Origin of the sequence: Streptomyces sp. GS7 (genome assembly GCF_009834125.1) — a bacterium.
Lineage (GTDB): Bacteria > Actinomycetota > Actinomycetes > Streptomycetales > Streptomycetaceae > Streptomyces.
Genome location: NZ_CP047146.1, coordinates 1,187,102 through 1,209,201, shown reverse-complemented (window position 1 = coordinate 1,209,201; position 22,100 = coordinate 1,187,102). Strand labels below are relative to the sequence as shown.

The window sequence follows — 22,100 nt, the reverse complement described above, 5'->3', positions numbered from 1 at the left end:
GGAAGTTCATTTCTCACGACCCGGGTCCACTCGCCGCGGGGCTGCGCCCAAAGGCGGTTCAGGAGATCACACATCGCTACCTCGATCCTGGCGGGGATGCGGCTGGACAGGGAGTTGACGCCCTGCGTGCGCCTGAGTCGGCATCATCCGGAGTCCTCCCCGACGTCCGCGACGCACGTGCAGGAATTTGTCACAGCGCGCTAAACATCAGGAAATCCAGGGGAGGTTCGGTGATGCTTTTGGTCATCCGGATTACGGCCGCGAGTATCCGGCCGGTTACGGAATGTTGAGTGTTACCGGGGGTCACACGAATAGTGGTCCGGACAAATGCCCCGGAGCCCCTCGGAATAAATACCACTGCCGGGATATATCGCCGGAATTTGCGTACGGCAACCTGCTACGTCCCGCCCTCGGGAGGTCTGATGCCCGCCCCGCCCCCACGCTCCGCCCCAACCACCCTGCTGCGCCCGGCACTTCCGGCCGCACTGCTGCTCTTCCTCGCCGTCACCCTGCACTCCGGCGCGATGGACAGCACGGTGCACTTCCTGGACTACGGCGCCGGGGTGCTGGCCCTGGTCTCGCTCTCCGCCACGGTCCTGTGGGGGCTGGCCGCCACGGACCGGATGGTGCTGCACACCCCGCACCGGCTGCTCGCGCAGGCCGTGCACCGCGGCACCGGCATCGCGGGCCTGGGCTTCCTGGGCCTGCACATCTGGGTGAAGGTCGCCCAGGGGCAGACCGGGGCGGCGGCCGCCGCGGTGCCGTTCACCGACGGCGTGCGACCGATGCTCATCGGCTTCGGCACGCTCGCCGCGTACGGGTTCGTGGCGGTCGCGGTGAGCGGGGCGGTGCGCGGCGCGTTCACCGGCCGCAGCTCCGCGCGCTGGTGGCGGGCGCTGCACACGGTCGCCTACCCCGCCTGGGCGCTGGCCCTGCTGCACGGCCTCAAGTCCGGCCGGGCCGCCGCGGGTTGGGCGGTGGCGGGATACGGGATCGCGCTCGCCGGGGTGGCCGTACGGCTCGCCCTGCGGCTGCGCGGCCCGCGCCGCACCACAGGAAGCGAGCCCCGATGACCGCCCCCGCCCCCGCCCACCCGCTGTCCGCCACCGCGGACACCGCACGGCTGCCCGTCCTCGCAAGCGCCCCTGGCTTCCCCGTTGTTGCCGCCCCGCTCCCCGGCCTGACGTCCGTGGGTCCGCCCCGGCTGCTGGCCGGGCTCGACGAACTGCCCCGCCTCGACCGGGTCGCCCATCTGACGCTGCACGGCCAGCCGCCCCGGCTGAGCGCGCAGGAGCTGGTGGCGCTGGCCGAGGACACCGATCTGCGCGGCCGGGGCGGCGCCGGCTTCCCGTTCGCCCGCAAGGTGGCCGCCGTCCTGGACGGCATCCGCCGCGCCGACGGCAGGTCGGCGGTGGTCGTCAACGGCAGCGAGGGCGAGCCCAGTTGCCTCAAGGACACCGCGCTGCTGCTGCACGTACCGCATCTGGTACTGGACGGCGCGCTGCTGGCCGCCGGCGCGATCGGCGCCCGGCAGATCGCGATCGGGGTGACCCGCCCGGACGTGGCGGACTCGGTGCGCCGCGCCATCGCCGAACGCGGCCCGGTCCGGCCGCCGTTACGGGTCACCCGGCTGCCCGAGCGGTTCGTCACCGGCGAGGGCACCGCGCTCACCGGCGGCCTGTCCGGCGGCCCCGCACTGCCCTCCGGCCGCAAGGTCCGCTCCAGCGAACGCGGCCTGGACGGCCTGCCCACCCTGCTCTCCAACGCCGAGACCTACGCCCAACTCGCCCTGGCCGCACGGCTCGGCGCCCTCGGCTACCGCACCGCGGGCCTGCCCACCGAGCCCGGCACCCTGCTGCTGACCGTCGCCGGCCGCCAGGTCGTGGAGGCCGCCTACGGGACGCCGCTGCTCCAGGTCCTCACGCACTGCGGCCTGGACGCCGGGCAGGGCGTCCTCCTCGGCGGCTACCACGGCACCTGGCTCTCCCCCGACGCCGCACGGACCGCGACCCTCTCCCGCGACGCGCTGGCCGCCCACGACGCGGTGCTGGGCGCCGGGGCGGTCCTGCCGCTGCCCCACGACACCTGCCCGGCGGGCGAGACCGTACGGGTCGCGCGCTGGATGGCCGCCGAGTCCGCCGGGCAGTGCGGGCCCTGCGTGCTGGGTCTTCCCGCCCTCGCCGACCAGCTCGACCGCGCCGTACGGGGTGGCGGGGACGCCGCCCTGGAGGCCGTGCACGCCCGCCTGCGGGCGGTGCGCGGCCGCGGCGCCTGCAGCCACCCGGACGGTACCGCGCGCTTCGTGGCATCGGCCCTCGCCGCCTTCCCCGAGGAGTTCGACCGCCACGCGCACGGGTTCGGGTGCGGCCGTCCGGTGACCGGAGCGCTCCCGGTCACCGGACACCGGCCGCAACCCCCCGCCCCGCCCCGCTACCCGCCGCCGCCCTCGGCACCCCCGCCACCGCCCCCGCCGCCCGAACGGCTGCTGGTCGACTGGACGCTGTGCCGCGGCCACGGCCTGTGCGCGGAGGTGGTACCGGCGATGATCCGGCTCGGCCCGGACGGCTACCCCGAGACGGCCGGTATGCCGCTGCCGGCCCGTATGCGGCGCCGCGCCCAGCTCGCGGTACGCCGCTGCCCGGCCCTCGCCCTCCGCATCCAGAGCGGCAACTGACCCACCCCGACCACCCGTTGCCCCCCACTCCCCCATCCCCCACGCTCCCGCCCCCACATCCCCTCACCCCCACCCTCACCCTCACCCAAGGAGATTCGCCATGCCCGTCACCACACCCCCCTCGGCCCGGCGGCACGCCGTCCTGGCCGTCACCGCCCTCGCCGCCGCCCTCACCCTCACCACCGCCTGCGGCAGCAACGGCAGCGGACACGCCGCCGGCACCGGGAGCGGCACCGACAACGTCCAGCCCGCCGGCCAGGGCAGCAGCGACTACGGCACCGGCTACGGCAGCACCACCAGCGGCTACGGCGGCCAGGCCGGCGGCGACAGCGGCAAGCCCGCCGCGGCCGGCAAGCCCGCCGGCGCCCTCGCCCTGCACCAGTCCGACACCCTCGGCCCGGTCGTCACCGACGCCCAGGGCATGACCCTCTACCGCTTCGACAAGGACACCGCGAAACCCCCCACCTCCAACTGCTCCGGCGACTGCGCGACCACCTGGCCGCCGGTCCCCGCCGACGGCGCCACCGCCCCCGCCGGGATCGCCCCCGACGCCCTCGGCTCGGTCACCCGCGCCGACGGCACCAAGCAGCTGACCATCGGCGGCTGGCCCGCCTACCGCTTCGCCAAGGACACCAAGCCCGGCGACACCAAGGGCCACGGCGTGGGCGGCACCTGGCACGCGCTGGCCTCCGACGGCACCAAGGCGGGCACCCAGCAGCCCGGCGACGTAGGGGTGTTCGCCCAGCCGCAGCTCGGCAAGATCCTCGTCGACGGCATGGGCCGCACCCTCTACCGCTTCAACAAGGACAGCGCCTGGCCGATGAAGTTCGGCTGCAACGACACCTGCCTGGACACCTGGAAGCCCGCCAAGCCCGCCGACCGCTCCAAGCTCAACGGCATCTCCCCGCACCTCGTCTCCACCGTCACCCGCCCCGACGGCACCCGCCAGCTCGCCATCGACTGCTGGCCGGTCTACTGGTTCACCGGCGACAAGCAGCCCGGCGACATCAACGGCCAGGGCAAGATGGGCCTGTGGTTCGCGGTCTCCGACAACGGCAAGAAGAACACCAAGACCCCGTCCGGCACGTCGAGCAGTGGCGCGGCGAGCGGCAACACCCCGAGTGACACGCCGAGTTCGGACGTCACCGCGACACCGGCGTACTGACCGGGCCGCCCGGTGCCGGCACCCCGCCCCGCGGGAACCCGTCGTCCAGCGCCAGGACCTCGCCGTCCGGGCGGTCGTCGCCCGCCTCCCGCGGACCCAGCCAAGTCACCGTCAGCGCCACCGCCGCGTTCAGCGCGAGGCCGACGATGCCCGCGTTCATCCCCCACACCGGATCGTGTCCCCCGAAGACCAGCACACACACCAGCGCGAAGCCCGCCGTCAGGCCGCTCACCGCCGCGTACACCGTCAACCGGCGCCACACCAGCCCCAGCAGCAGCATCGGCACCAGCTGCGCCATCCCCTCGTAGGAGATCAGGGACAGCCGTACGAGGGTGGTGGGAGCGGTGTAGGTGAGGACCAGCGCGAGCCCCCCGGCGGCGACCACGACGAGTTGCGACCACAGCTTCTGACGGGTCGCCAGCCGGGGGATCGCACCCAGCACGCTCCTCCCCCACATCGTGCCGATGACCAGCATGAACACGGCCATCGGCACGATGGAGGAGAGCGCCGCGGCCACCCCGACGACGCCCACCGCCCAGGCCGGAAGCGAGTCCACCACCAGCTTGAACAGCGCCAGGTTGGAGTCGGCACCGGCCAGCCCCGGCACCACGAACAGCGCCGCCAGCCCCAACAGCATCGGCACGAACAACAGGACGTTGTAGAAGGGGAGGTAGATCGCGTTGCGGCGCAGCGCATCGGCGTTGCGGGCGCCGAGATAGCCCGCCACGGTCGTCGGGAAGACCACCACCGTCAGGGAGTTGACGAGCGTGGTGGTGATGAACCAGACCTGGCCCAGCCCGCCCGACCGGTGGCCCGGAAAGGTCAGCCACCCCGGCTTCTCGGCGACGATGCGGTGCAGGAGCGGGCCGTAGCCGCCGAAGTAGTGCAGCGGCACGTAGACCGCCAGGAAGCCCAGCGTCACGATGACGAGGAGGTCCTTGAGCACCGACACCCAGGCGCTGCCGCGCAGCCCGCTGACGACGACGAAGCCGGTGGTGACCGCGAAGCCGATGAAATAGGCCCAGTTGAGGCTGATCGCGCCGTAGGAGATGGTGGAGACCACCACGCCCATGCCGGTGATCTGCAGCTGGATGTACGGCAGCAGGCACACGGTGGCGAGCACCGCGACGGCGGCGCCGAGCCAGGGCCGCCGGTAGCGGTGCGCGACGATGTCGGTGATGCCGACCAGACCGTGCCGGCGGGCGTACGCCCACAGCATCGGCCCGACGACATAGCCGATCGCGTAGCCGCACGACATGTAGGCCAGGACGTAGAGCACCGGCGCGCCGAAGTTGTAGCCCCAGCCCGCCGCGCCCAGGTAGCTGAAGCTGGTGTAGCTCTCCCCTGCCATCAGCACCCAGATGAAGACGGTGCCCAGACTGCGCCCGCCCACCGACCACTCCGTAAGGCCCGCCCGTCGCCCACCACCGCCCTTCCCTGGAAGCCCTTCGGGCTGCCCCTCTGTTGCGGCCCCCCGGCCGCGGACCGCCAGCAGGCCCAGGGCCACGGTCAGCACCATGAAGGCGGCGAAGATGGTGGTGGCGACGGTGGCGTTCATCCCCGCCCCCGCTCGTCCGCCGGACCGGGGGCCTGCGACCGGGCACGCCGGAGGTCACCGCGCCACGCCAGCCATACCGCGAGCGGCGTCAGCAACGTCGCCAGCAGCATCCAGAAGAAGAGGAACGGCAGCCCGGCGACGGTCGGCGTCACCCGGTTCACGAGCGGCAGCACCGCCAGGAACAGCACGTAGGGCAGCAGTAGCCAGGCCGCTGCGCCGTTCCGCTGCGCTTTGCCGCGCCCCACGTTTTCGGCTTTCCCGCCGTAGGTCCGTTTTCGCACGTCGCCCGAGCCTAGTCGCTGCGCGCTGGGCTGACTTCCCACGTTTTCGGCTTACCCGCCGTGGGGGTTTGCCGCCGTGGCGCCTGCGGCGGGCGGGGCCGCTGCGCGGGGCTGTCGGGTGCGGTGACGGTCCTCCGGGGCTGGGTGTCCGGACTGCTTCGCTTTACGTCCGGACACCCAGCCCCTCCGGCCCGCCCCCTCCCGTGGGTGGGTGGGAAAAGGCGGGTGGGGTGCGCGTGAGTGGGACCGTGCCGGTTCGTGGGTGCATGGAAAGCGTCAGTGGACCACTCGGCCCGGCCCCCATCCACCGTTTCTCCCCACCACCCACGGGAGGGGACGGGCCGGAGGGGCCGGTGTGCAGGACGTAAAGCGAAGCAGTCCTGCACACCGGCCCCGGAGGACCGTCACCGCACCCCGAAAGCCCCGCGCAGCGGACAACACCCCGCGCCGAAGGCGCAAAAACAGAACCCCCACGGCGGGACAGCCGACAACGTGGGAGGGGGCCAACCGGCCCTCAGAACGCCTGGGACACCGCGTAGATGCACAGGCCCGCCAGCGCGCCCACGACCGTGCCGTTGATGCGGATGAACTGGAGGTCGCGGCCGATGTGTGCCTCGATCTTCTTCGAGGTGTGCTCGGCGTCCCAGCCCGCGACGGTGTCCGTGATCAGGGAGGTGATCTCGCCCTGATACGTCGTCACCACGTAGACCGCGGCGCCTTCCAGCCAGCCGTCGACCTTGCCCTGGAGCCGGCCGTCGGCGGCCAGCCGCTGCCCCAGGGACAGCAGCGCGGCGCGGGTGCGCAGCCGCAGTTCGCTGCGCTCGTCCTCGGCGGCGGCCACGATCATGGCGCGGACCGAGCCCCAGGCGGAGGCGATCAGGTCCTGTACCTCGCCGCGGCCCAGCACCTGCGACTTGAGCCGTTCGACCTTCTCGCGGGTGCCCGGATCGGTCTGCAGGTCGCCCGCGAAGTCCTTGAGGAAGCGGTCCACCGCACCGCGCGCCGGGTGCTCGGGCATGTCCCGCATCTCGGTGACGAAGCGGAGCAGCTCCTTGTAGACCCGGTCGCCCACCTTGCGGTCGACGAAGCGGGGCGTCCACCCGGGGGCGCCGCCGGAGACCGCCGCCATGACCGAGTCGCCGTGCTCCACCAGCCAGTCGTGGGCGCGGGCGCAGACCAGGTCGACGACCCGGGTGTGGCCGCCCTCGGAGACGACCTTCTCCAGCAGGGTGCCGAGGCCGGGCGCGATCTCCTGGGCGTCGGCGCGCCGGGTGATGGCCTCGCCGACCACCGCCTGGACGTCGGAGTCGCGCAGCACGGTCAGCGCCCCGCGCAGCGCGGCGGACAGCTCGGCGGTGACCCGGTCGGCGTTGTGCGGCTCGGCGAGCCAGCCGCCCAGCCGGGCGCCGATGCCGACGGAGCGCAGGCGGCGGCGGACCACCTCGCCGGAGAGGAAGTTCTCCCCGACGAAGTCGCCCAGGCTCCGGCCGAGTTGGTCCTTCTTGGTGGGGATGATGGCGGTGTGCGGGATCGGCAGTCCCAGGGGCCGCTTGAAGAGCGCGGTGACCGCGAACCAGTCGGCCAGCGCGCCGACCATCCCGGCTTCCGCCGCCGCCGCGACGAACCCCGTCCAGCCGCCCGCCCCGGCCGCCCCGGCCCACTTCGCCAGGACGTAGACCAGCGCGACGGCCAGCAGCAGGCAGGTCGCCAGGGTCTTCATCCGGCGCACGGCCTGCCGCTTCTCCTCGTCGGCGGCGCTGTACCGGAAGCCGCCGGGGCCTGCCGGCCGCCCGGCCGGCGCGCCGCCGGCCACCGGCGCCGCGGGCGGCGCCATCCGTGACACCTGAGCCTTCGTGTCGTCCATCCGCTCCACCGTTCCCACCGTCGTCCCCGCCCGCCGTCCGTACGCCCGCACCGTGCGCGGCGCCGTACCACCTGTTCCGTCCGTCCCGCGCATACCGTCCGCACGCCCGTATGTCCCACAGTGCCCTACTCCCGGAACCCCGCACGAGTTCCCCGGGCGGCCCCCCGGGGTCCGTGGGATCATGGACGCCCGCCGCACCGTGACGGTGCCGCCGGCCACGGGCGCGGGTCGTGCCGTGCCGTACGCGTCCAGCTGTCCCTGCCCGCCCGGAGCACGCAGCTCCGCCAGCCCCAGGAGACCACTCCCGCATGAACAGACGTGTGGGTTACACCCTGCTCGCCGGTATGGCGGCAGTGGTGGTGCTGATCTCGGCCGCGATATTCGCCGGTTTCGACGGCGAGCGCGGCACTCCGGGCAGCGCCCCGCACGCCCCGCACCCCCCGGCCGCCCCGGCGGCCTCCGGGCGGTGGGTCGGCACCTGGTCGGCGGCCGCCGCGTCCGCCGAGCCCGGCACCCAGGACGGCTACGCGCAGATGTCGATACGGAACGTCGTGCACACCAGCGTCGGCGGCACCGACGCCCGCATCCAGCTGTCCAACCTGTTCGGCACCCGCCCGCTGACCTTCAGCCACGCCTCGCTGGCGCTGGCCGCGGGCACCGGCGACCCGACCGCCGCGGCCGGCACCATGCGCCGGCTGTCGTTCGGCGGCGAACACTCGGTGACCATCCCGATCGGCGGCCAGATCACCAGCGACCCGGTCCGGCTGGCCGTCCCCGGCGACGCCGACCTGCTGGTCACCACCTACTCCCCCGCCCCCTCCGGCCCCGCCACCTACCACCCGTACGCCCGCCAGACGTCCTACCTGGCGCGCGGCGACCGCACCGAGGACGCCACCGGCACCGCCTACACCGAGCAGAGCCCGTACTGGCGCTATCTGACCGGGGTGGACGTGTGGAGCACCCGGGCGCAGGGCACGGTCGTCGCCCTCGGCGACTCGATCACCGACGGCATCACCTCCACCCCGGGCGCCAACCACCGCTGGACCGACTTCCTCGCCGCCCGGCTGCGCGACGAGCCCGACGTGCCCCGCTACGGCGTCCTCAACGAGGGCATCAGCGGCAACCGCCTGCTGATCAACGGCAGCCGCTACTCGCCCACCAACGGGCCCAGCGCCCTGGCCCGCCTGGACCGCGACGCGCTCTCCCGCGCGGGCGTGAAGGCGGTGGTCGTCGAGATCGGCCTGAACGACCTGTTCAAGTCCCCGCGCCAGCTCGACCCGGACAAGGTGCTGGCGGGGATGCGGCGGCTGGTCCGCGAGGCGCACGCCCGCGGGGTGCGGGTCATCGGCAGCACCCTGACCCCCTTCGGCGCGCACCGCGGCTACTCCCACCGGCTGAACGCGGTACGCGAACGGGTCAACCGGGTCATCCGCTCCGGCAGCGTCTACGACGACGTCATCGACTTCGACAAGGCGCTCCGCGACCCCGACGAGCCGGAGCAGCTGCGCGCCTCGTACGACTCCGGCGACCATCTGCACCCCAGCGACCGGGGCTACCGTGCGATGGCCGACGCCGTCGACCTGGACCGCCTCCGGCGGCGCGCGCCGGAGGCGCTCTGACGGGAGCCGGCGCGGTCACTCCAGCTCGCGGCGCCCGCGGCGCTCGTCCCGCAGCCGCCGCCGCTCCTCCCGGCGCCCGGACCGCAGCCGGAGCTGCTCCTCCCGGCGCTCGGCCTTGAGGCGGAGCCGCTCCTCCTTGGGCAGCTTGCGCTCCACGCCGACGCCGCCCATCAGGGCCACGCCGGTGACGATCACCCGGGGCGCGCCGGGCTCCCCCGGAGTGCCGTCCTCCCGGGAGTCGAAACCGCCCATGATGCCCAGCCCGCGCGTCTCCACCTCGACGCCCGGCGGCACGATGACATTGACGCCGCCCATCAGCGCGAAGACGCTGATCTCGACCTCCGGCGCCGCGAAGTTGGCCTCGCGCAGGTCGAGTTCACCGCCGCCCATACAGCAGATCGCGGTGAACCGGCGCCCGATCGTCCACCGGCCCTTGCGCTCGAACCCACCCATGATCCCGACGCCGGAGGTGGAGCCCTGGACGTCCGGGCGGATGCGCTCGGGCCATGCGGTGACCGGGCCGACCGCGTCGACCGCGCCGCCGGCCGCGGGCTCCTTGCGGAGCGAGGGCGGCGCCGGTGCCCCGGCCGGCAGGTCGGCGGTGATCCGCTCCAACTCCCCGTACGTACGGGCCTGGTACGTGGCGTCGAACCGCTCGTCGAACTCCGCCATGTCCAGCCGGCCCTCGGCGAGGGCGTCCCGCAGGATCTCGGCGACCCGCTCGCGGTCGGCGTCGGAGGCGCGCAGCTGGGGGAGCCGTTCGTCAGTCATACGGACAGACTAGAGCGCGCCCGGATGCGCGTCGCCCGCCTCGCGCCGGGCCGCGCCACCGCCCGCGTACAGCTCGGCGATCAGCGCCTCGATGTCCGGCTCCCGCACGGACAGGTCGACCAGCGGAAAGCGGTCGGCGACCGCCGCGACCAGCGGTGCCGCGCTCCCGGTCGCCGGGAAGGCAAGCCACTGCCGCGGGCCCTCCACCTTGACCGTACGGGCGCCCGGGACGCCCTCGATGGGCGGCAGCTCCCGCGCCAGGTCCACCACCAGCATCCGCTCGCCGTCCGCCGCCGCCCGCAGCCCCGCCAGATCCCCGTCGTGGACCAGCCGGCCGTGGTCGATGACCATCACCCGGCGGCACAGCTGCTCGATGTCGGTCAGGTCGTGGGTGGTCAGCAGGACCGTGGTGCCGCGTTCGGCGTTCACCTCGCGCAGGAAGGAGCGGACCTTCGCCTTGCTGACGACGTCCAGGCCGATCGTCGGCTCGTCCAGGTAGAGCACCTCAGGGTCGTGCAGCAGCGCCGCCGCGATGTCGCCGCGCATCCGCTGGCCCAGCGACAGCTGCCGGACCGGGACGTCCAGCAGCGGGGCCAGGTCCAGGAGTTCGACGCAGCGCGCCAGGTTGGCGCGGTAGACGGCGTCCGGAACCCGGTACATCCGGCGCACCAGGTCGTAGGAGTCCTTCAGCGGCAGGTCCCACCACAGGGTGGTGCGCTGCCCGAAGACCACCCCGATCCGGCGGGTGAGCCGGGTCCGCTCCCGCGCCGGGTCGACGCCGGCGACCCGCAGCCGCCCGCCGCTGGGCACCAGAATGCCCGTCAGCATCTTGATGGTGGTGGACTTCCCGGCGCCGTTGGGCCCGATGTAGCCGACCATCTCGCCGCGCGGCACCCGGAAGGTGATGCCGTCCACGGCCCGCACCTCGTGCTTGGTGCGCCGCAGCCGGCCCGCCCGGCGCCGCACGGTGAAGACCTTCTCGACCCCGTCCAGCTCGATCAGCGGATCCCCTGACACCGGTAACTTCCCCTCCATTGCTCCTACTTGATGCTCTCTCAGCTGCCGGTGCTGCGGTACGACCGGACCCCGCGCCGCCAGGCCAGCCCGGCGCCCGCGCACATCAGCGCCGCCACCGCCGGCCCCAGGAAAGCCACCCAGCGCGGCAGCCCCAGCGGGTCGGGGCGGTCCAGCAGCCACAGCGCGGGCAGCCAGTTCACGAAGGCCAGCGGGACGATGAAGGTGACCCCGCGCACCAGGTCCCGGGCGAACACCGTCGGCGGGTACTGGAGCAGCGCATTGCCGCCGTAGGTCAGCGAGTTCTGGAGCTCGGCGGCGTCCTGCGCCCAGAACTGGAAGGCCGCCCCGGCCGTGTACACCGCCCCGAAGATCGCCGTACCGCACACCGCCATCAGCGGCACCATCAGGACCCGGCCCACCGTCCAGTCCACGTCGATCCGCCCCAGCGCCCAGCCCAGCACCAGCAGCGCCTGGAAGGTGCGGCCCAGGCGGCGCAGCGCGAACCGGTCGGCGGCGATCTGGACGAAGACCGGCGCGGGCCGCACCAGCAGGGTGTCCAGGGTGCCGTCGCGGATCCGCGCGCCGAGCCGGCTCAGATTGCCGAGCAGCAGATCCGACAGGCCCAGCGCCAGGCTGCACGTGCCGTAGAGGAAGGCGACCTCGGGCAGCGAGAAGCCGCCGAGCGCGCGGATCCGGGAGAACATCAGCAGGATCGCCACGAAGTCCAGCCCGCTGGCCGCGAAGTTCCCGAACGCCGTCAGCAGGAACGACGTCCGGTAGGCGAGCGTCGCCCGCACCCACATCCACACCAGCAGCCCGTACGCGCACAGCCCGTCCCGCACGGCGGCCGCGCGGTCGCCCGGGCCGGTGCGGCGGGACAGCGTCGGACGGGCCCTAACCACCCTGCACCACCACCTTGCGGGTGGCCGCCGACTGCACCAGCCGCCCCAGCGCCAGCAGCACCACCGCCCAGGCCGCCTGGAACGCCAGCCCGCGCAGCAGCGCACCGCCCGTCCGGGCCTCCATCAGCACATCGGCCGGCACCTGGAGCAGCGCCGCCCACGGCAGCAGCTGCGCGAGGTCGGCCAGCGCGCCCGGGAAGACCCGCAGCGGCAGCACCAGCCCCGAGAAGAACATGCACGACAGCATGCTGACCATGGCCAGCCCCGAGCTGTCCAGCAGCCAGAACGACGCCAGCGCGACGAGATACCGCAGCGCGAAGCTGACCACCACCCCCAGCGCCACCGACAGCAGGAACCAGCCCCAGGTCAGCGCGCTGCCCGGCAGCGCCAGCGGGAACGCCAGCGCGCCCACCGCCATCGGCACCACCCCGCGGCCGATCAGCTGGAGCCCGGCCCGCCCCAGCTCGGTGGCCAGCCACCACAGTTGGAGGTCGGCCGGGCGGTAGAGGTCCACCGCGACGTCGCCGTTGCGGATCCGGTCCTGCAGCTCGTCCAGGCCGCCGTACGCGATCAGCGCGAACAGCGCCTGCCCGGCCCAGACGAAGGTCAGCGCCTGCGCCCGGTCGTAGCCGCCGAGATGCGGGCGCTGGCTCCACAGGGCGAGATAGGTGTAGGCGATGATGAACCCGAAGGCGGTGTTGGTGACCACCCCCGCCGCGGTGGCGACGCGATAGGTGGCGTACCGCCGGAAGCTGCCGGCCACCACGGCCCCGTACAACACGCCCCGCTCCCCCAGTTCTTGGCCGCTCGGCCGTGGTCGTCGTGCACCGTCCCCGGTCGACCCCGGAAGGGCCGGACGGCAAAACACCGGAGCCTAAGGTCCGCCCGCGATGGGCACCATCGATTTATCACCCTTGCGGGTGAGTCAGGGGCGCCATTCAGCCGGTCCGGGGGCGGACGCGGGTGTGCGCCACCCCCGGGGGCGGGGACGCAGGATGCGACAGTTCCTCTCGGGTGTCCGCCGCCGCCCCCGGCACCGCGCAGGTACCACCGCACACCACCCGTACGGCACCGTCCCGTACGACACCGTCCTGATACGACACCGATCCGCCGCGGCACAACCATCGGCGGCGGCCTAGGAGTCACACAGTCATGAGCGACGATCCGCAAGGCGACGGCGCGGGCCCCGAGCCCCGCCCCCGGCGCACCGGCTGGCGCCGGGCCGTCCCCACCTGGCGCATGGTGGCGGGCAGCGTCCTGCTCTTCCTCCTGCTGATCGTGGGCGGGCTGGTCGCCGGGTACCTGCTCGTCGGCATCCCGCCCGCCAACAGCGCCGCCAAGGCGCAGAGCAACGTCTACCTCTACTCCGACGGCTCCGAACTCGCCCGCGACGGCGACGTCAACCGCGAGAACGTCCCGCTCAGCCACGTCCCCAGAACCGTCCAGCGGGCCGTACTCGCCGCCGAGGACCGGGACTTCCACTCCGAGTCCGCCGTCGACCCCGCCGCGATGGTCCGGGCCGCCTGGAACACCGTGACCGGCAAGGGCAAGCAGTCCGGCTCCACCATCACCCAGCAGTACGTGAAGAACTACTACCTCGGCCAGGAGCAGACCCTCACCCGCAAGGCCAAGGAGTTCTTCATCGCGATCAAGCTGGACCGCGAGGTCAGCAAGGACAAGATCCTGGAGGGCTACCTCAACACCAGCTACTACGGCCGCAACGCCTACGGCATCCAGGCCGCCGCCCAGGCGTACTACTCCAAGACCTCCGACAAGCTCACCACCGCCGAGGGCGCCTACCTCGCCGCCCTCCTCAACGCCCCCAGCGCGTACGACATCACCGCCCACCCGGAGAACAAGCCGCGCGCGGTGGCCCGCTGGAACTACGTCCTGGACGGCATGGTCAAGAAGAAGTGGCTCAGCCGCACCGAGCGGGCCGCGATGACCTTCCCCCCGCTCGGCAAGGCCAAGGCGTCCCACGGCCTCTCCGGGCAGCGCGGCTACCTCGTCGAAGCCGCCAAGGACTATCTGACCGACCACGGCATCCTCGACGAGAGCACCCTGCGGGCCGGCGGCTACCGCATCACCACCACCATCGACCGCAAACGCCAGAACGCCTTCGTCAAGGCCGTCGACACCCAGCTCATGGACAAGCTCAGCGACACCCGCAAGGTCGACGGGTACGTGCGCGCCGGCGGCGCCTCCATCGACCCCGCAACCGGCCGGGTCGTCGCCCTCTACGGCGGCATCGACTACGCCAAGCAGTACGTCAACGGCGCCACCCGCCACGACTACCAGGTCGGCTCCACCTTCAAGCCGCTGGTCTTCGCCGCCGCCGTGCAGAACAACTCCACCACCCAGGACGGCACCCGGATCACCCCCAACACCGTGTACGACGGCACCGACAAGCGCATGACCGTCAGCCGCGGCCGCCCCACCGGCTTCGCGCCCGCCAACGAGGACGACCGCTCCTACGGGCCGATCACCGTCACCGAGGCCACCGACAAGTCCGTCAACTCCGTCTACGCCCAGATGGGCATCGACGTCGGCCCGGACACCGTCAAGAACACCGCGATCGCCCTCGGCATCCCCGCCAAGACGCCCAGCCTGGCCTCCTCCCGGGGCGCCGTCTCCCTGGGCACCGCCACCCCCAGCGTGCTCGACATGACCCAGGTCTACGCGACCCTCGCCCGGCACGGCAGCCAACTCCCGTACACCCTGGTCGACTCCGTCACCAAGAGCGGCGAGGACGTCGAACTCCCGGACCGCGAGCAGACCACCGCCGTCAGCCGCGCCGCCGCCGACACCACCACCCAGATCCTCCAGAGCGTCGTCGACGGCGGCACCGCCCAGGCCGCCCAGGCCGCCGCGCGCCCGGCCGCCGGCAAGACCGGCACCGCGGAGGACGACAAGGCCGCCTGGTTCGCCGGCTACACCCCCGAACTCGCCACCGTCGTCGCCGTACTGGGCCAGAACCCGGACAACGCCGCCCAGGAGCCGCTGTACGGCGCGGCCGGCCAACCCCGGCTCAACGGCGGCGACTTCCCCGCCCAGATCTGGGCCGACTACACCGCCGCCGCCCTCAACGGCCGCCCCGTACGGGACTTCGACCTGCAACTGGAGGAAGGCGCCGAGCAGAGCGCGACCCCCGAACCGTCCGGCAGCACCCCGGAATCGCCGAGCGGATCGGCCTCGCCGTCCACCGGCCCGACCGACACCGGCAACCCCACGGCCACCACCGCCCCGCCCGGGACCGGCACCCCCACCGGACCGACCGGCGTACCGACCCCACCGCAGTTCCCGACCGCGGGACCCCCCACCGGGCCCACCCAGTCGTTCCCGACCTTCGTTCCGAACGCCGACGACCTGGCCGCGTATCCCGGGGACTGAACCCGGCGGTGCCCGGGCCCGTCCGACGGATCGGGCCCGGAAGGCCGCAACGCCCGGATCAGTGCCCCGACGTCGCCTTCAACCCGACCACCGCCACCAGCAGCAGGCAGATACCGCACCTCCCGGGGGACAACCCCCGGACCCCCAGCCAGCATCAGTGCCCCGACGTCGCCTTCAACCCGACCACCGCCACCAGCAGCAGGCAGATGAAGAAGATCCGCGCCGCGGTCGCCGGCTCGCCGAGCACCAGCATCCCGACGACCGCCGCGCCGGCCGCCCCGATGCCCACCCACACGCCGTACGCCGTGCCGATCGGCAGCGTCCGGGCCGCGTAGGAGAGCAGCAGCATGCTGGCGACGATGCCCGCGCCGGTGAACACACTGGGCCACAGCCGGGTGAAACCGTCGGTGAACTTCATCCCGATCGACCAGCCGACCTCCAGCAGACCGGCGACGGCAAGCAGGATCCATGCCATGACGGCACCTCCGTGAACAGAGCTTCAACAGGGGTGCGTCGTCTTGTCGTGACCCGGTACGGCGCGTCTCGTCGGGTTCCCCCGAGGCTAGCAAAAGGCTCCCTCGGAGGTGGTGAACCAGGTCACCACCCCCGAGGGAGCCAGGAGTCCTAGAGAGAGCCAGGAGTCCTACGAGTCGGGAGCCCTACAGGTACAGCCCGGTCGCGTCGTCCGCGCCCTCCAGCCGCTCCGCGGCCACCGCGTGCAGGTCGCGCTCGCGCATCAGCACGTACGCCACCCCGCGCACCTCGACCTCGGCCCGGTCCTCCGGGTCGTACAGCACCCGGTCGCCCACCTCGACGGTCCGTACGTTCTGCCCGACCGCGACCACCTCGGCCCAGGCCAGGCGGCGGCCGACCGCCGCGGTCGCGGGAATGACGATGCCCCCGGTCGAGCGGCGCTCGCCCTCGGGGATGTCCGTCCGGACCAGCACGCGGTCGTGCAGCATCCGGATCGGCAGCTTGTCGTGGGTGTCCTGGGTGTTATTCGGGCTCACGGCATGACCGTACCTGCCCGGCGCCGGCGATCATGCACCGCGGGCCGGTTCGGCGGCCCCGGGCAGCCCGCTCCGAGCGGCCCTAGTCGCGCCGCTTCCTGGAGCCCAGCGCCAGCAGACCCACCACGGCCACCCCGATCACGGCCACCGGAATGATCCGCTCCAGCCGCGGTGCGCCGTCCTCCGACACCAGCTGGCCCCGCATGTCCGACAGCGCGCGGTGGGCGGCCACATAGGCCCGCCCCGCCGTACGGTCCACGGCCTGTGCCGCCTTCGCCTTCGCATCGCCCACGATCGTCTTCGGGTGCAGCCGCACACCGATCTCGTCGAGCGTCACGGCGAGAGCCTGCCGCCTGCGGACGATGTCCGCCTCGATCTGCGCAGGGGTCCTGGCTTCCGACACCGCGCTGCCTCCGTCATCTCGTGCCGATGCGTCCAAGGGCCGGCCACCGAGCCCCGTGGGGAACCGGCCACCACGCTCCGTGCACCGATCCTTAAGGGACAGTCTGTCAGCTCGTACCTCCGCGCGCCCCACAGCACCCCCGTTTCGGGCAGCCGCACCGCCCCTCGCCCCGTCCCGCCGCCCGCCTGGCTAGTGTTCGGGGCGTACGGAACCACCCGCCAGGAGACGGAGGCCACCATGAGGGAGCACAGCACGCGGAGCGAGGTCGCGGCATGAGCGAGCGGCTCCAGCCCGGCGACAACGCGCCCGCCTTCACCCTGCCCGACGCGGACGGCAAGCAGGTCTCGCTCGCCGACCACAAGGGCCGCAAGGTCATCGTCTACTTCTACCCGGCCGCGCTCACCCCCGGCTGCACCAAGCAGGCGTGCGACTTCACCGACAACCTCGACTTCCTCGCCGGCCACGGCTACGACGTCATCGGCATCTCGCCCGACAAGCCGGAGAAGCTCGCCACGTTCCGCGAGAAGGAAGACCTCAAGGTCACCCTGCTCGGCGACCCCGAGAAGGAGGTCCTGACCGCCTACGGCGCCTTCGGCGAGAAGAAGCTCTACGGCAAGACCGTCACCGGCGTGATCCGCTCCACCGTCATCCTCGACGAGGACGGCAAGGTCGAGCGCGCGCTGTACAACGTCAAGGCCACCGGGCACGTCGCCAAGATCATCAAGGATCTGGGACTGTAACGCCGTCACACCGTGCCGCCATCACGCTGTGACGCCGTCACACCGCAGCACCGGCACGCCGTAACGCCGTAACACCCGCCGCGGCAGGGGCCGTCGCGCCCCTGCCGCACGGCGACGGCCCCCTGGCCTGTCCGGTGGGTCAGGCCCTGGCTACGGCGCCGCCGGCTCCGGTGCCACCACCACCGCACGGTCCGGCAGCTCCAGCACCGCCTCGGCGCCGCCCTCCGCGGCCGCCCCGAACTCCAGCCGCGCGCCCAGCACTTCCGCCTGACCGGCCGCGATCGTCAGCCCCAGGCCGTGCCCCGTACCGCGCTCCGGCGCCGCCGTACGGAACCGCCGCGGCCCCTCCGCGCACAGCTCCGCCGGATACCCCGGACCGTGGTCGCGCACCACGATCCGCGAGCCCGCCACCACCACCTCGATCGGCGGCTTGCCGTGCTTGGCCGCGTTCGCCAGCAGATTCACCAGCACCCGCTCCACCCGGCGCCGGTCCGTCTCCACGATCCGCGGCTCCCCCTCGACCGTCACCGACACCGACAGATCGTCCACCCCGCGCTGCCGCGCCGCCCGCGTCACGATCCCGCGCACCAGCGACGGCAGCTCGCAGGCATCCAGATCGGCCCGCTCCACCCCCGCGTCCAGCCGCGACACCTCCAGCAGGTCCTCCACCAGCCGCCGCATCGCCTGCGCCCGGTCCCGCACCAACTCCACCGCACGCTGCTGCGGCAGCAGCTCCGCCGCCGCCACCAGCCCGGCCACCGGCGTCCGCAGCTCATGCGCCACATCCGCGGTGAACTCCCGCTCCGCCTCCACCCGCGCCGCCAGCGACGTCGCCATGTGGTGCACACTGCGGCCCAGCTCGGCCACCTCGTCCCGGCCGTTGCTGGCCAGCGCGTCCGCGTCCGGCGGCTCACCGGCCGCGATCCGCCGCGCCGCCGCCGCACTCAGCCGCAGCCGCCGCGACAGCCGCTGCGCCACGAACCACGACACCCCCGCCATCAGCACCACCGTGCCGCACCCGGCGATCAGCAGCGCCCGGTCCAGCGCCACCTGCGCCGGATCGTCCGACGGATACGCCGCCGACACCGACAGCGACCGCGCCGGCCGGGCCCCGTCCCCGCCGACCCCGGTCGCCGCCCACACCCGGGGATCCTCCCCACCGCTCAGATACGTCCCCGAACGGTTGTGGAACACCGCCGCCCGCAGCGGCGGCGGCAACGCCGCATCGTCCAGCTGCGCGCCCAGCGCCAGCGTGCCGTCCCGCTCATAGATCTGCAGCGCCGAACTCAGCCGCTCGTCCTGATACGCCCGGGCCGACCGCTCCCGCTCGTTGCCGGCAATGTGGTGCACGGCGAACCCGAGCACCACAACGGCCAGCGCCGTCATACACGAAATGGCCAGGGCGATCCGGCCTCGAATGCCCATCACGCGAGGTTGTACATCTCCGTCGTGTCACCGAGCGGCGTCGAGCCCTCGTAGGTCACCTCCAGGCCCGTGAAGGCCCGCGCGCCGTCGACCTCCTTGGCGCCGTAGAGCCGGAACGTCGCCCGGTAGCCGGAGTCCGTCCCCACCCCCGCCGCGGTCTTCTCGACCTGCACCACGCCCTTGCCCTCCGCTTCCTCGGAGTCGTAACGGGTCCAGGTGATCCCGGTCGCCACCATGCCCGCGTCCGCGCAGGTCAGCGTGATCACCCGGGGCTTGATCTCCGGCTCGCCGATCCCGCAGTCCCGTACCCCCGGCAGCCCGGCCGTCGGCTGCCCGTCCGACTTCACGTCCTGTACGGCCGAGGTCTTCGGTGCGGCGTCCACCGCCGAGGCGCGCTCCGACGCCTGGCTGAACCAGACCCCGCCGGCGGCCAGCGCGGTCACCACGACAAAGGCCACCAGAGCGGTACGCCCGCGCCTCCAGCGGGACCCTTCGCGGTCGGTCATCACATACTCCTCCCGGGGCACCCTCGCCCCGTAACCCCCACCAGCAAACACGACCGCCAAGGCCGCTCCGCACAGGCCCCGGCGCCTCGTCACCGCACTCCGGCACCACGCAGCGAAAGGCACCCATCGACGGACCTTCGCCGGAAAGGTGCAGTTTCGCCATCGCCACTCTCCCCCTCCCCGGACACAGGCTGATTGCCCGAATGCCGCGGTGACCGCTCGGCTGTGTACCAGTCGTGTAACAACCCCCGACGCACCCCTCGACGTCCCCTACCGCGCGCGTCTCCGGACGGCTCGCCCTGAGCGACACAACCCGCGCCGTGAGTGACACAACCCGCGTCCGCCGCCGAGACCGATCCCCCCGCCTCCGAACGCGCACCCGCCCCGGCCCGCACCCGCACCGACCCCGCGATCGGACCGCGGCGCGCCGAACCGCACACCGACCCCCACCCTCGATGGCCACCCACCAGGAAGCCATCGCCCCCATCGCCGCCCGGACCCCCGAGCCGGACTCCCGAAGCCGCCCAACTCCGCGTGACCGCCCCCGCGTTCGATCGTTGGCCAGTTCGATCGGGTGCGGGGGTCTGACGAATGCCCCCGCACGCAGCACGAAAACGGGGGCAGCATGGCGCTCAAATACTCCCGCGAACGGCTAGCGGCAGCCGCGCACGTCTCATCGTCGTACGACGAGGTGGTCCGCTGGTTCGGCAGCACACCAACTCCCGGCAACCGCCGTTACGTACGGGCCAAGTTGCGCGAAGCAGGCATCGACACCGCTCATTTCACGCCCCCGGGCGTGCGCCACACCGAGGCCCGACTCCGCGACGCCGTGACCTGCTCGCGCAGCGTTGCGGAGGTGGTACGGCGCCTCGGCCTCGATCCGGTGGGCGGCCACCACACCCACATCGGCCGCCGGATCCGGAGCCTGGGGATCGATACGTCCCACTTCTCGCCACAGGGCCGGAGAAATCCCAGCGCTCGGCGGCGACTCAGCCCTGAAGAACTCCTCGTCAAGACGGAAACCTTGATCCGCCGTGTACCGAGCAGCCGTCTGAGAGTTGCCATGCTGGCGTACGGAGCCGAGGAACGCTGCGCACTGTGCGGCACGGGGCCCTCTTGGCGCCACCGTCCAATGCTGCTCGAAGTGGACCACGCCAACGGAGACTGGCGGGACAATCGCCGGGGCAACCTCCGCTTTCTCTGCCCGAACTGTCACGCGACAACGGACTCGTACCGCGGTCGCGGCAAACGGAAGCACAGCGGACGCGCGGAAGGGGAGCAATGAGCCGCAGCGTCCGCTACACCCGGGAGCTGCTGACGGAAGCCGCAGCTCACTGCACTGACATCGATGGTGTCATCGCGTTCTGCGGCGGCCGTTCCTATCATCAAGTGCGGCGACATCTACTGAGGCGTTTCGCCCACTTCGGGATCGACGTATCGCACTTCCAACCGGTCACACGGCGTACCGCTCGCCCGCGTCCCACGAAAGAGGCGCTCCACCAGGCTATCGACGCATCGATTTCCGTCGCATCCGCGCTGCGGCACCTCGGGTACCCCGTCACCAGCCGCAACCGTGCGCTGTTCACACAGTGGGTATCCGAGCACGCCATCAGCACGGATCACTTCCTGGGACAGGCCCATGGGCGCGGAAAACCCGGGACCACGCCGGTCAAGCCACCCGAGCAGATCCTCGTCAAGCGCAGTGGGCAGCGTCGGGCGCAAACCGTGATGCTGCGCCGGGCCCTTCGGCAGATCGGTGTCCCTGAGCGATGTGCCGAATGCGGCACGGGCCCCGTATGGCTCGGCAGGCCCATGACCCTGGAGATCGACCACATCAACGGCGACCGGAGCGACGACCGCCGGGAGAATCTGCGACTGATCTGCCCCAACTGCCATGCGATGACGGACACTTGGTGCCGGGGCGGCCGACGCCGACGATAGCCCTGCCTCCTCGGCGCACAGCAAGTACTATGGCCGTGGCAAGCGGCCGTGCTGGAATTGGCAAGACAGGCTGGTTTTAGGTACCAGTGCCTTCGAGGCGTGTGGGTTCGAGTCCCACCGGCCGTACAACCTTCGGTTCAAAGGCCCGGTCCCGCGAGAGCGCGGGGCCGGGCCTTCGCCGTACCTCCGGTGCGGCCTCACCCCAGCAACTCCCCCACCACCCCCGCCAACGCCCGGAACGCCTTGCCGCGGTGGCTGATGGCGTTCTTCTCGGCGGGGGTCAGCTCGGCGCAGGTACGGGTTTCGCCGAGGGGCTGGAGGATGGGGTCGTAGCCGAAGCCGCCGGTGCCCGTGGGGGTGTGGCGGAGGGTGCCGTCGAGGGTGCCCTCGACGACGCGCTCGGAGCCGTCGGGGAGGGCGAGGGCCGCGGCGCAGGCGAAGTGGGCGGCGCGGTGCTCGTCGGCGATGTCGGAGAGCTGGGCGAGGAGGAGGTCGAGGTTGGCCCGGTCGTCGCCGTGCCGGCCGGCCCAGCGGGCGGAGAAGATGCCGGGGGCGCCGCCGAGGACGTCGACGCAGAGGCCGGAGTCGTCGGCGACGGCCGGGTGGCCGGTGGCCCGGGCGAGGGCGTGGGCCTTGAGGAGGGCGTTCTCGGCGAAGGTGACGCCGGTCTCCTTGACGTCGGGGACGTCGGGATAGGCGTCGGCGCCGACGAGTTCGACGCCGAGGCCGGCCGCTTCCAGGATGGCGCGGAGTTCGGAGATCTTGCCGGCGTTGCGGGTGGCGAGGACGAGGCGGCGCGGGGGTGCGGGGTGCCCGCCGGTTTGTGGCTGCATG

The 22,100-nt window shown here is 72.7% G+C and carries 21 protein-coding genes, 1 tRNA gene and 1 riboswitch; of the genes, 9 read left to right on the top strand and 13 right to left on the bottom strand.

Going from position 1 to position 22,100, the window contains the following annotated elements; translation table 11 throughout:
• The first annotated feature begins 422 nt into the window (after window positions 1-422).
• The 3 genes from GR130_RS05090 (at window position 423) to GR130_RS05080 (ending at window position 3,839) form a co-directional block, all read left to right on the top strand.
• Complete coding sequence (locus tag GR130_RS05090; RefSeq protein ID WP_236572803.1) at window positions 423-1,073, top strand: hypothetical protein; 651 nt, start codon at window positions 423-425, stop codon at window positions 1,071-1,073.
• The gene (locus GR130_RS05085) at window positions 1,070-2,674 is read left to right on the top strand and encodes an NADH-quinone oxidoreductase subunit NuoF family protein (protein WP_159503587.1); all 1,605 of its coding nucleotides are present in this window, start codon (window positions 1,070-1,072) and stop codon (window positions 2,672-2,674) included. Before GR130_RS05090 ends, GR130_RS05085 begins: the two co-directional genes overlap by 4 nt.
• A 100-nt stretch (window positions 2,675-2,774) precedes the next feature.
• Window positions 2,775-3,839 (top strand): SCO0930 family lipoprotein, encoded by a 1,065-nt coding sequence (locus GR130_RS05080; RefSeq protein WP_159503586.1) that lies wholly within the window; start codon window positions 2,775-2,777, stop codon window positions 3,837-3,839.
• Here the strand turns inward: GR130_RS05080 and GR130_RS05075 are convergent.
• From GR130_RS05075 to GR130_RS05065, 3 genes are all read right to left on the bottom strand, one after another.
• A complete protein-coding gene (locus tag GR130_RS05075) occupies window positions 3,817-5,397 on the bottom strand; it encodes a sodium:solute symporter family protein (RefSeq protein ID WP_159503585.1) in 1,581 nt (526 codons plus the stop codon). The two genes, GR130_RS05080 and GR130_RS05075, sit on opposite strands and share 23 nt — an antisense overlap.
• Window positions 5,394-5,642 carry a DUF3311 domain-containing protein gene (locus tag GR130_RS05070; protein WP_159503584.1) on the bottom strand — a complete coding sequence of 83 codons (249 nt, stop codon included), beginning with the start codon at window positions 5,640-5,642 and terminating at the stop codon, window positions 5,394-5,396. The genes GR130_RS05075 and GR130_RS05070 overlap by 4 nt, the downstream gene beginning before the upstream one ends.
• A 550-nt stretch (window positions 5,643-6,192) precedes the next feature.
• On the bottom strand, window positions 6,193-7,542 hold the full coding sequence (locus tag GR130_RS05065) for a DUF445 domain-containing protein (protein ID WP_159503583.1): 1,350 nt from the start codon (window positions 7,540-7,542) through the stop codon (window positions 6,193-6,195).
• A 308-nt stretch (window positions 7,543-7,850) separates the two neighbouring features.
• Between GR130_RS05065 and GR130_RS05060 the strand changes: the two genes are divergently transcribed.
• On the top strand, window positions 7,851-9,161 hold the full coding sequence (locus GR130_RS05060) for an SGNH/GDSL hydrolase family protein (RefSeq protein ID WP_159503582.1): 1,311 nt from the start codon (window positions 7,851-7,853) through the stop codon (window positions 9,159-9,161).
• Between the two features lie 15 nt (window positions 9,162-9,176).
• Here GR130_RS05060 and GR130_RS05055 read toward each other — a convergent pair whose 3' ends face one another.
• The 4 genes from GR130_RS05055 to GR130_RS05040 form a co-directional block, all read right to left on the bottom strand.
• Entirely contained in the window at window positions 9,177-9,932 is a 756-nt protein-coding gene (locus GR130_RS05055) for a DUF1707 SHOCT-like domain-containing protein (protein ID WP_159503581.1), read from the bottom strand.
• Window positions 9,933-9,941: 9 nt separating this feature from the next.
• Window positions 9,942-10,967, bottom strand: coding sequence for an ABC transporter ATP-binding protein (locus GR130_RS05050; protein WP_159503580.1), 1,026 nt, complete (start codon window positions 10,965-10,967; stop codon window positions 9,942-9,944).
• 20 nt (window positions 10,968-10,987) lie between these two features.
• Window positions 10,988-11,752: an ABC transporter permease gene (locus tag GR130_RS05045; RefSeq protein ID WP_159509760.1), complete on the bottom strand. Its 765-nt coding sequence runs from the start codon at window positions 11,750-11,752 to the stop codon at window positions 10,988-10,990.
• Between the two features lie 91 nt (window positions 11,753-11,843).
• The gene (locus tag GR130_RS05040; RefSeq protein ID WP_159503579.1) at window positions 11,844-12,632 is read right to left on the bottom strand and encodes an ABC transporter permease; all 789 of its coding nucleotides are present in this window, start codon (window positions 12,630-12,632) and stop codon (window positions 11,844-11,846) included.
• A gap of 371 nt (window positions 12,633-13,003) precedes the next feature.
• Here GR130_RS05040 and GR130_RS05035 point away from each other — a divergent pair, with 371 nt between their 5' ends.
• Window positions 13,004-15,241: a transglycosylase domain-containing protein gene (locus tag GR130_RS05035; RefSeq protein ID WP_159503578.1), complete on the top strand. Its 2,238-nt coding sequence runs from the start codon at window positions 13,004-13,006 to the stop codon at window positions 15,239-15,241.
• A 154-nt stretch (window positions 15,242-15,395) separates the two neighbouring features.
• Here the strand turns inward: GR130_RS05035 and GR130_RS05030 are convergent, their stop codons facing one another.
• From GR130_RS05030 to GR130_RS05020, 3 genes are all read right to left on the bottom strand, one after another.
• On the bottom strand, window positions 15,396-15,716 hold the full coding sequence (locus tag GR130_RS05030; RefSeq protein WP_043264497.1) for a DMT family transporter: 321 nt from the start codon (window positions 15,714-15,716) through the stop codon (window positions 15,396-15,398).
• 32 nt (window positions 15,717-15,748) lie between these two features.
• Window positions 15,749-15,808: riboswitch (guanidine-III (ykkC-III) riboswitch) on the bottom strand.
• Window positions 15,809-15,900: 92 nt separating this feature from the next.
• Window positions 15,901-16,203, bottom strand: coding sequence for a GroES family chaperonin (locus GR130_RS05025; RefSeq protein ID WP_078894626.1), 303 nt, complete (start codon window positions 16,201-16,203; stop codon window positions 15,901-15,903).
• Between the two features lie 130 nt (window positions 16,204-16,333).
• Window positions 16,334-16,654 (bottom strand): DUF3618 domain-containing protein, encoded by a 321-nt coding sequence (locus tag GR130_RS05020; RefSeq protein WP_159503577.1) that lies wholly within the window; start codon window positions 16,652-16,654, stop codon window positions 16,334-16,336.
• Between the two features lie 272 nt (window positions 16,655-16,926).
• On the opposite strand from GR130_RS05020, the gene bcp reads away from it, so the two are divergent.
• Entirely contained in the window at window positions 16,927-17,394 is a 468-nt protein-coding gene (bcp, locus tag GR130_RS05015) for a thioredoxin-dependent thiol peroxidase (protein WP_159503576.1), read from the top strand.
• Window positions 17,395-17,544: 150 nt separating this feature from the next.
• Here the strand turns inward: bcp and GR130_RS41265 are convergent, their stop codons facing one another.
• Both GR130_RS41265 and GR130_RS05005 read right to left on the bottom strand, forming a co-directional pair.
• Complete coding sequence (locus tag GR130_RS41265; protein WP_159503575.1) at window positions 17,545-18,819, bottom strand: sensor histidine kinase; 1,275 nt, start codon at window positions 18,817-18,819, stop codon at window positions 17,545-17,547.
• The gene (locus GR130_RS05005; protein WP_159503574.1) at window positions 18,819-19,325 is read right to left on the bottom strand and encodes a hypothetical protein; all 507 of its coding nucleotides are present in this window, start codon (window positions 19,323-19,325) and stop codon (window positions 18,819-18,821) included. Before GR130_RS05005 ends, GR130_RS41265 begins: the two co-directional genes overlap by 1 nt.
• Before the next feature lie 625 nt (window positions 19,326-19,950).
• On the opposite strand from GR130_RS05005, the gene GR130_RS05000 reads away from it, so the two are divergent.
• The 3 genes from GR130_RS05000 (at window position 19,951) to GR130_RS04990 (ending at window position 21,392) form a co-directional block, all read left to right on the top strand.
• The gene (locus tag GR130_RS05000) at window positions 19,951-20,610 is read left to right on the top strand and encodes an HNH endonuclease (protein WP_159503573.1); all 660 of its coding nucleotides are present in this window, start codon (window positions 19,951-19,953) and stop codon (window positions 20,608-20,610) included.
• Window positions 20,607-21,266 (top strand): HNH endonuclease, encoded by a 660-nt coding sequence (locus GR130_RS04995; protein ID WP_159503572.1) that lies wholly within the window; start codon window positions 20,607-20,609, stop codon window positions 21,264-21,266. Before GR130_RS05000 ends, GR130_RS04995 begins: the two co-directional genes overlap by 4 nt.
• A 42-nt stretch (window positions 21,267-21,308) precedes the next feature.
• Window positions 21,309-21,392: transfer RNA gene (locus GR130_RS04990), tRNA-Leu, on the top strand.
• A 71-nt stretch (window positions 21,393-21,463) separates the two neighbouring features.
• Here GR130_RS04990 and rdgB read toward each other — a convergent pair.
• Window positions 21,464-22,099: an RdgB/HAM1 family non-canonical purine NTP pyrophosphatase gene (gene rdgB / locus GR130_RS04985; RefSeq protein WP_159503571.1), complete on the bottom strand. Its 636-nt coding sequence runs from the start codon at window positions 22,097-22,099 to the stop codon at window positions 21,464-21,466.
• Between the last annotated feature and the right edge of the window lies 1 nt (window position 22,100).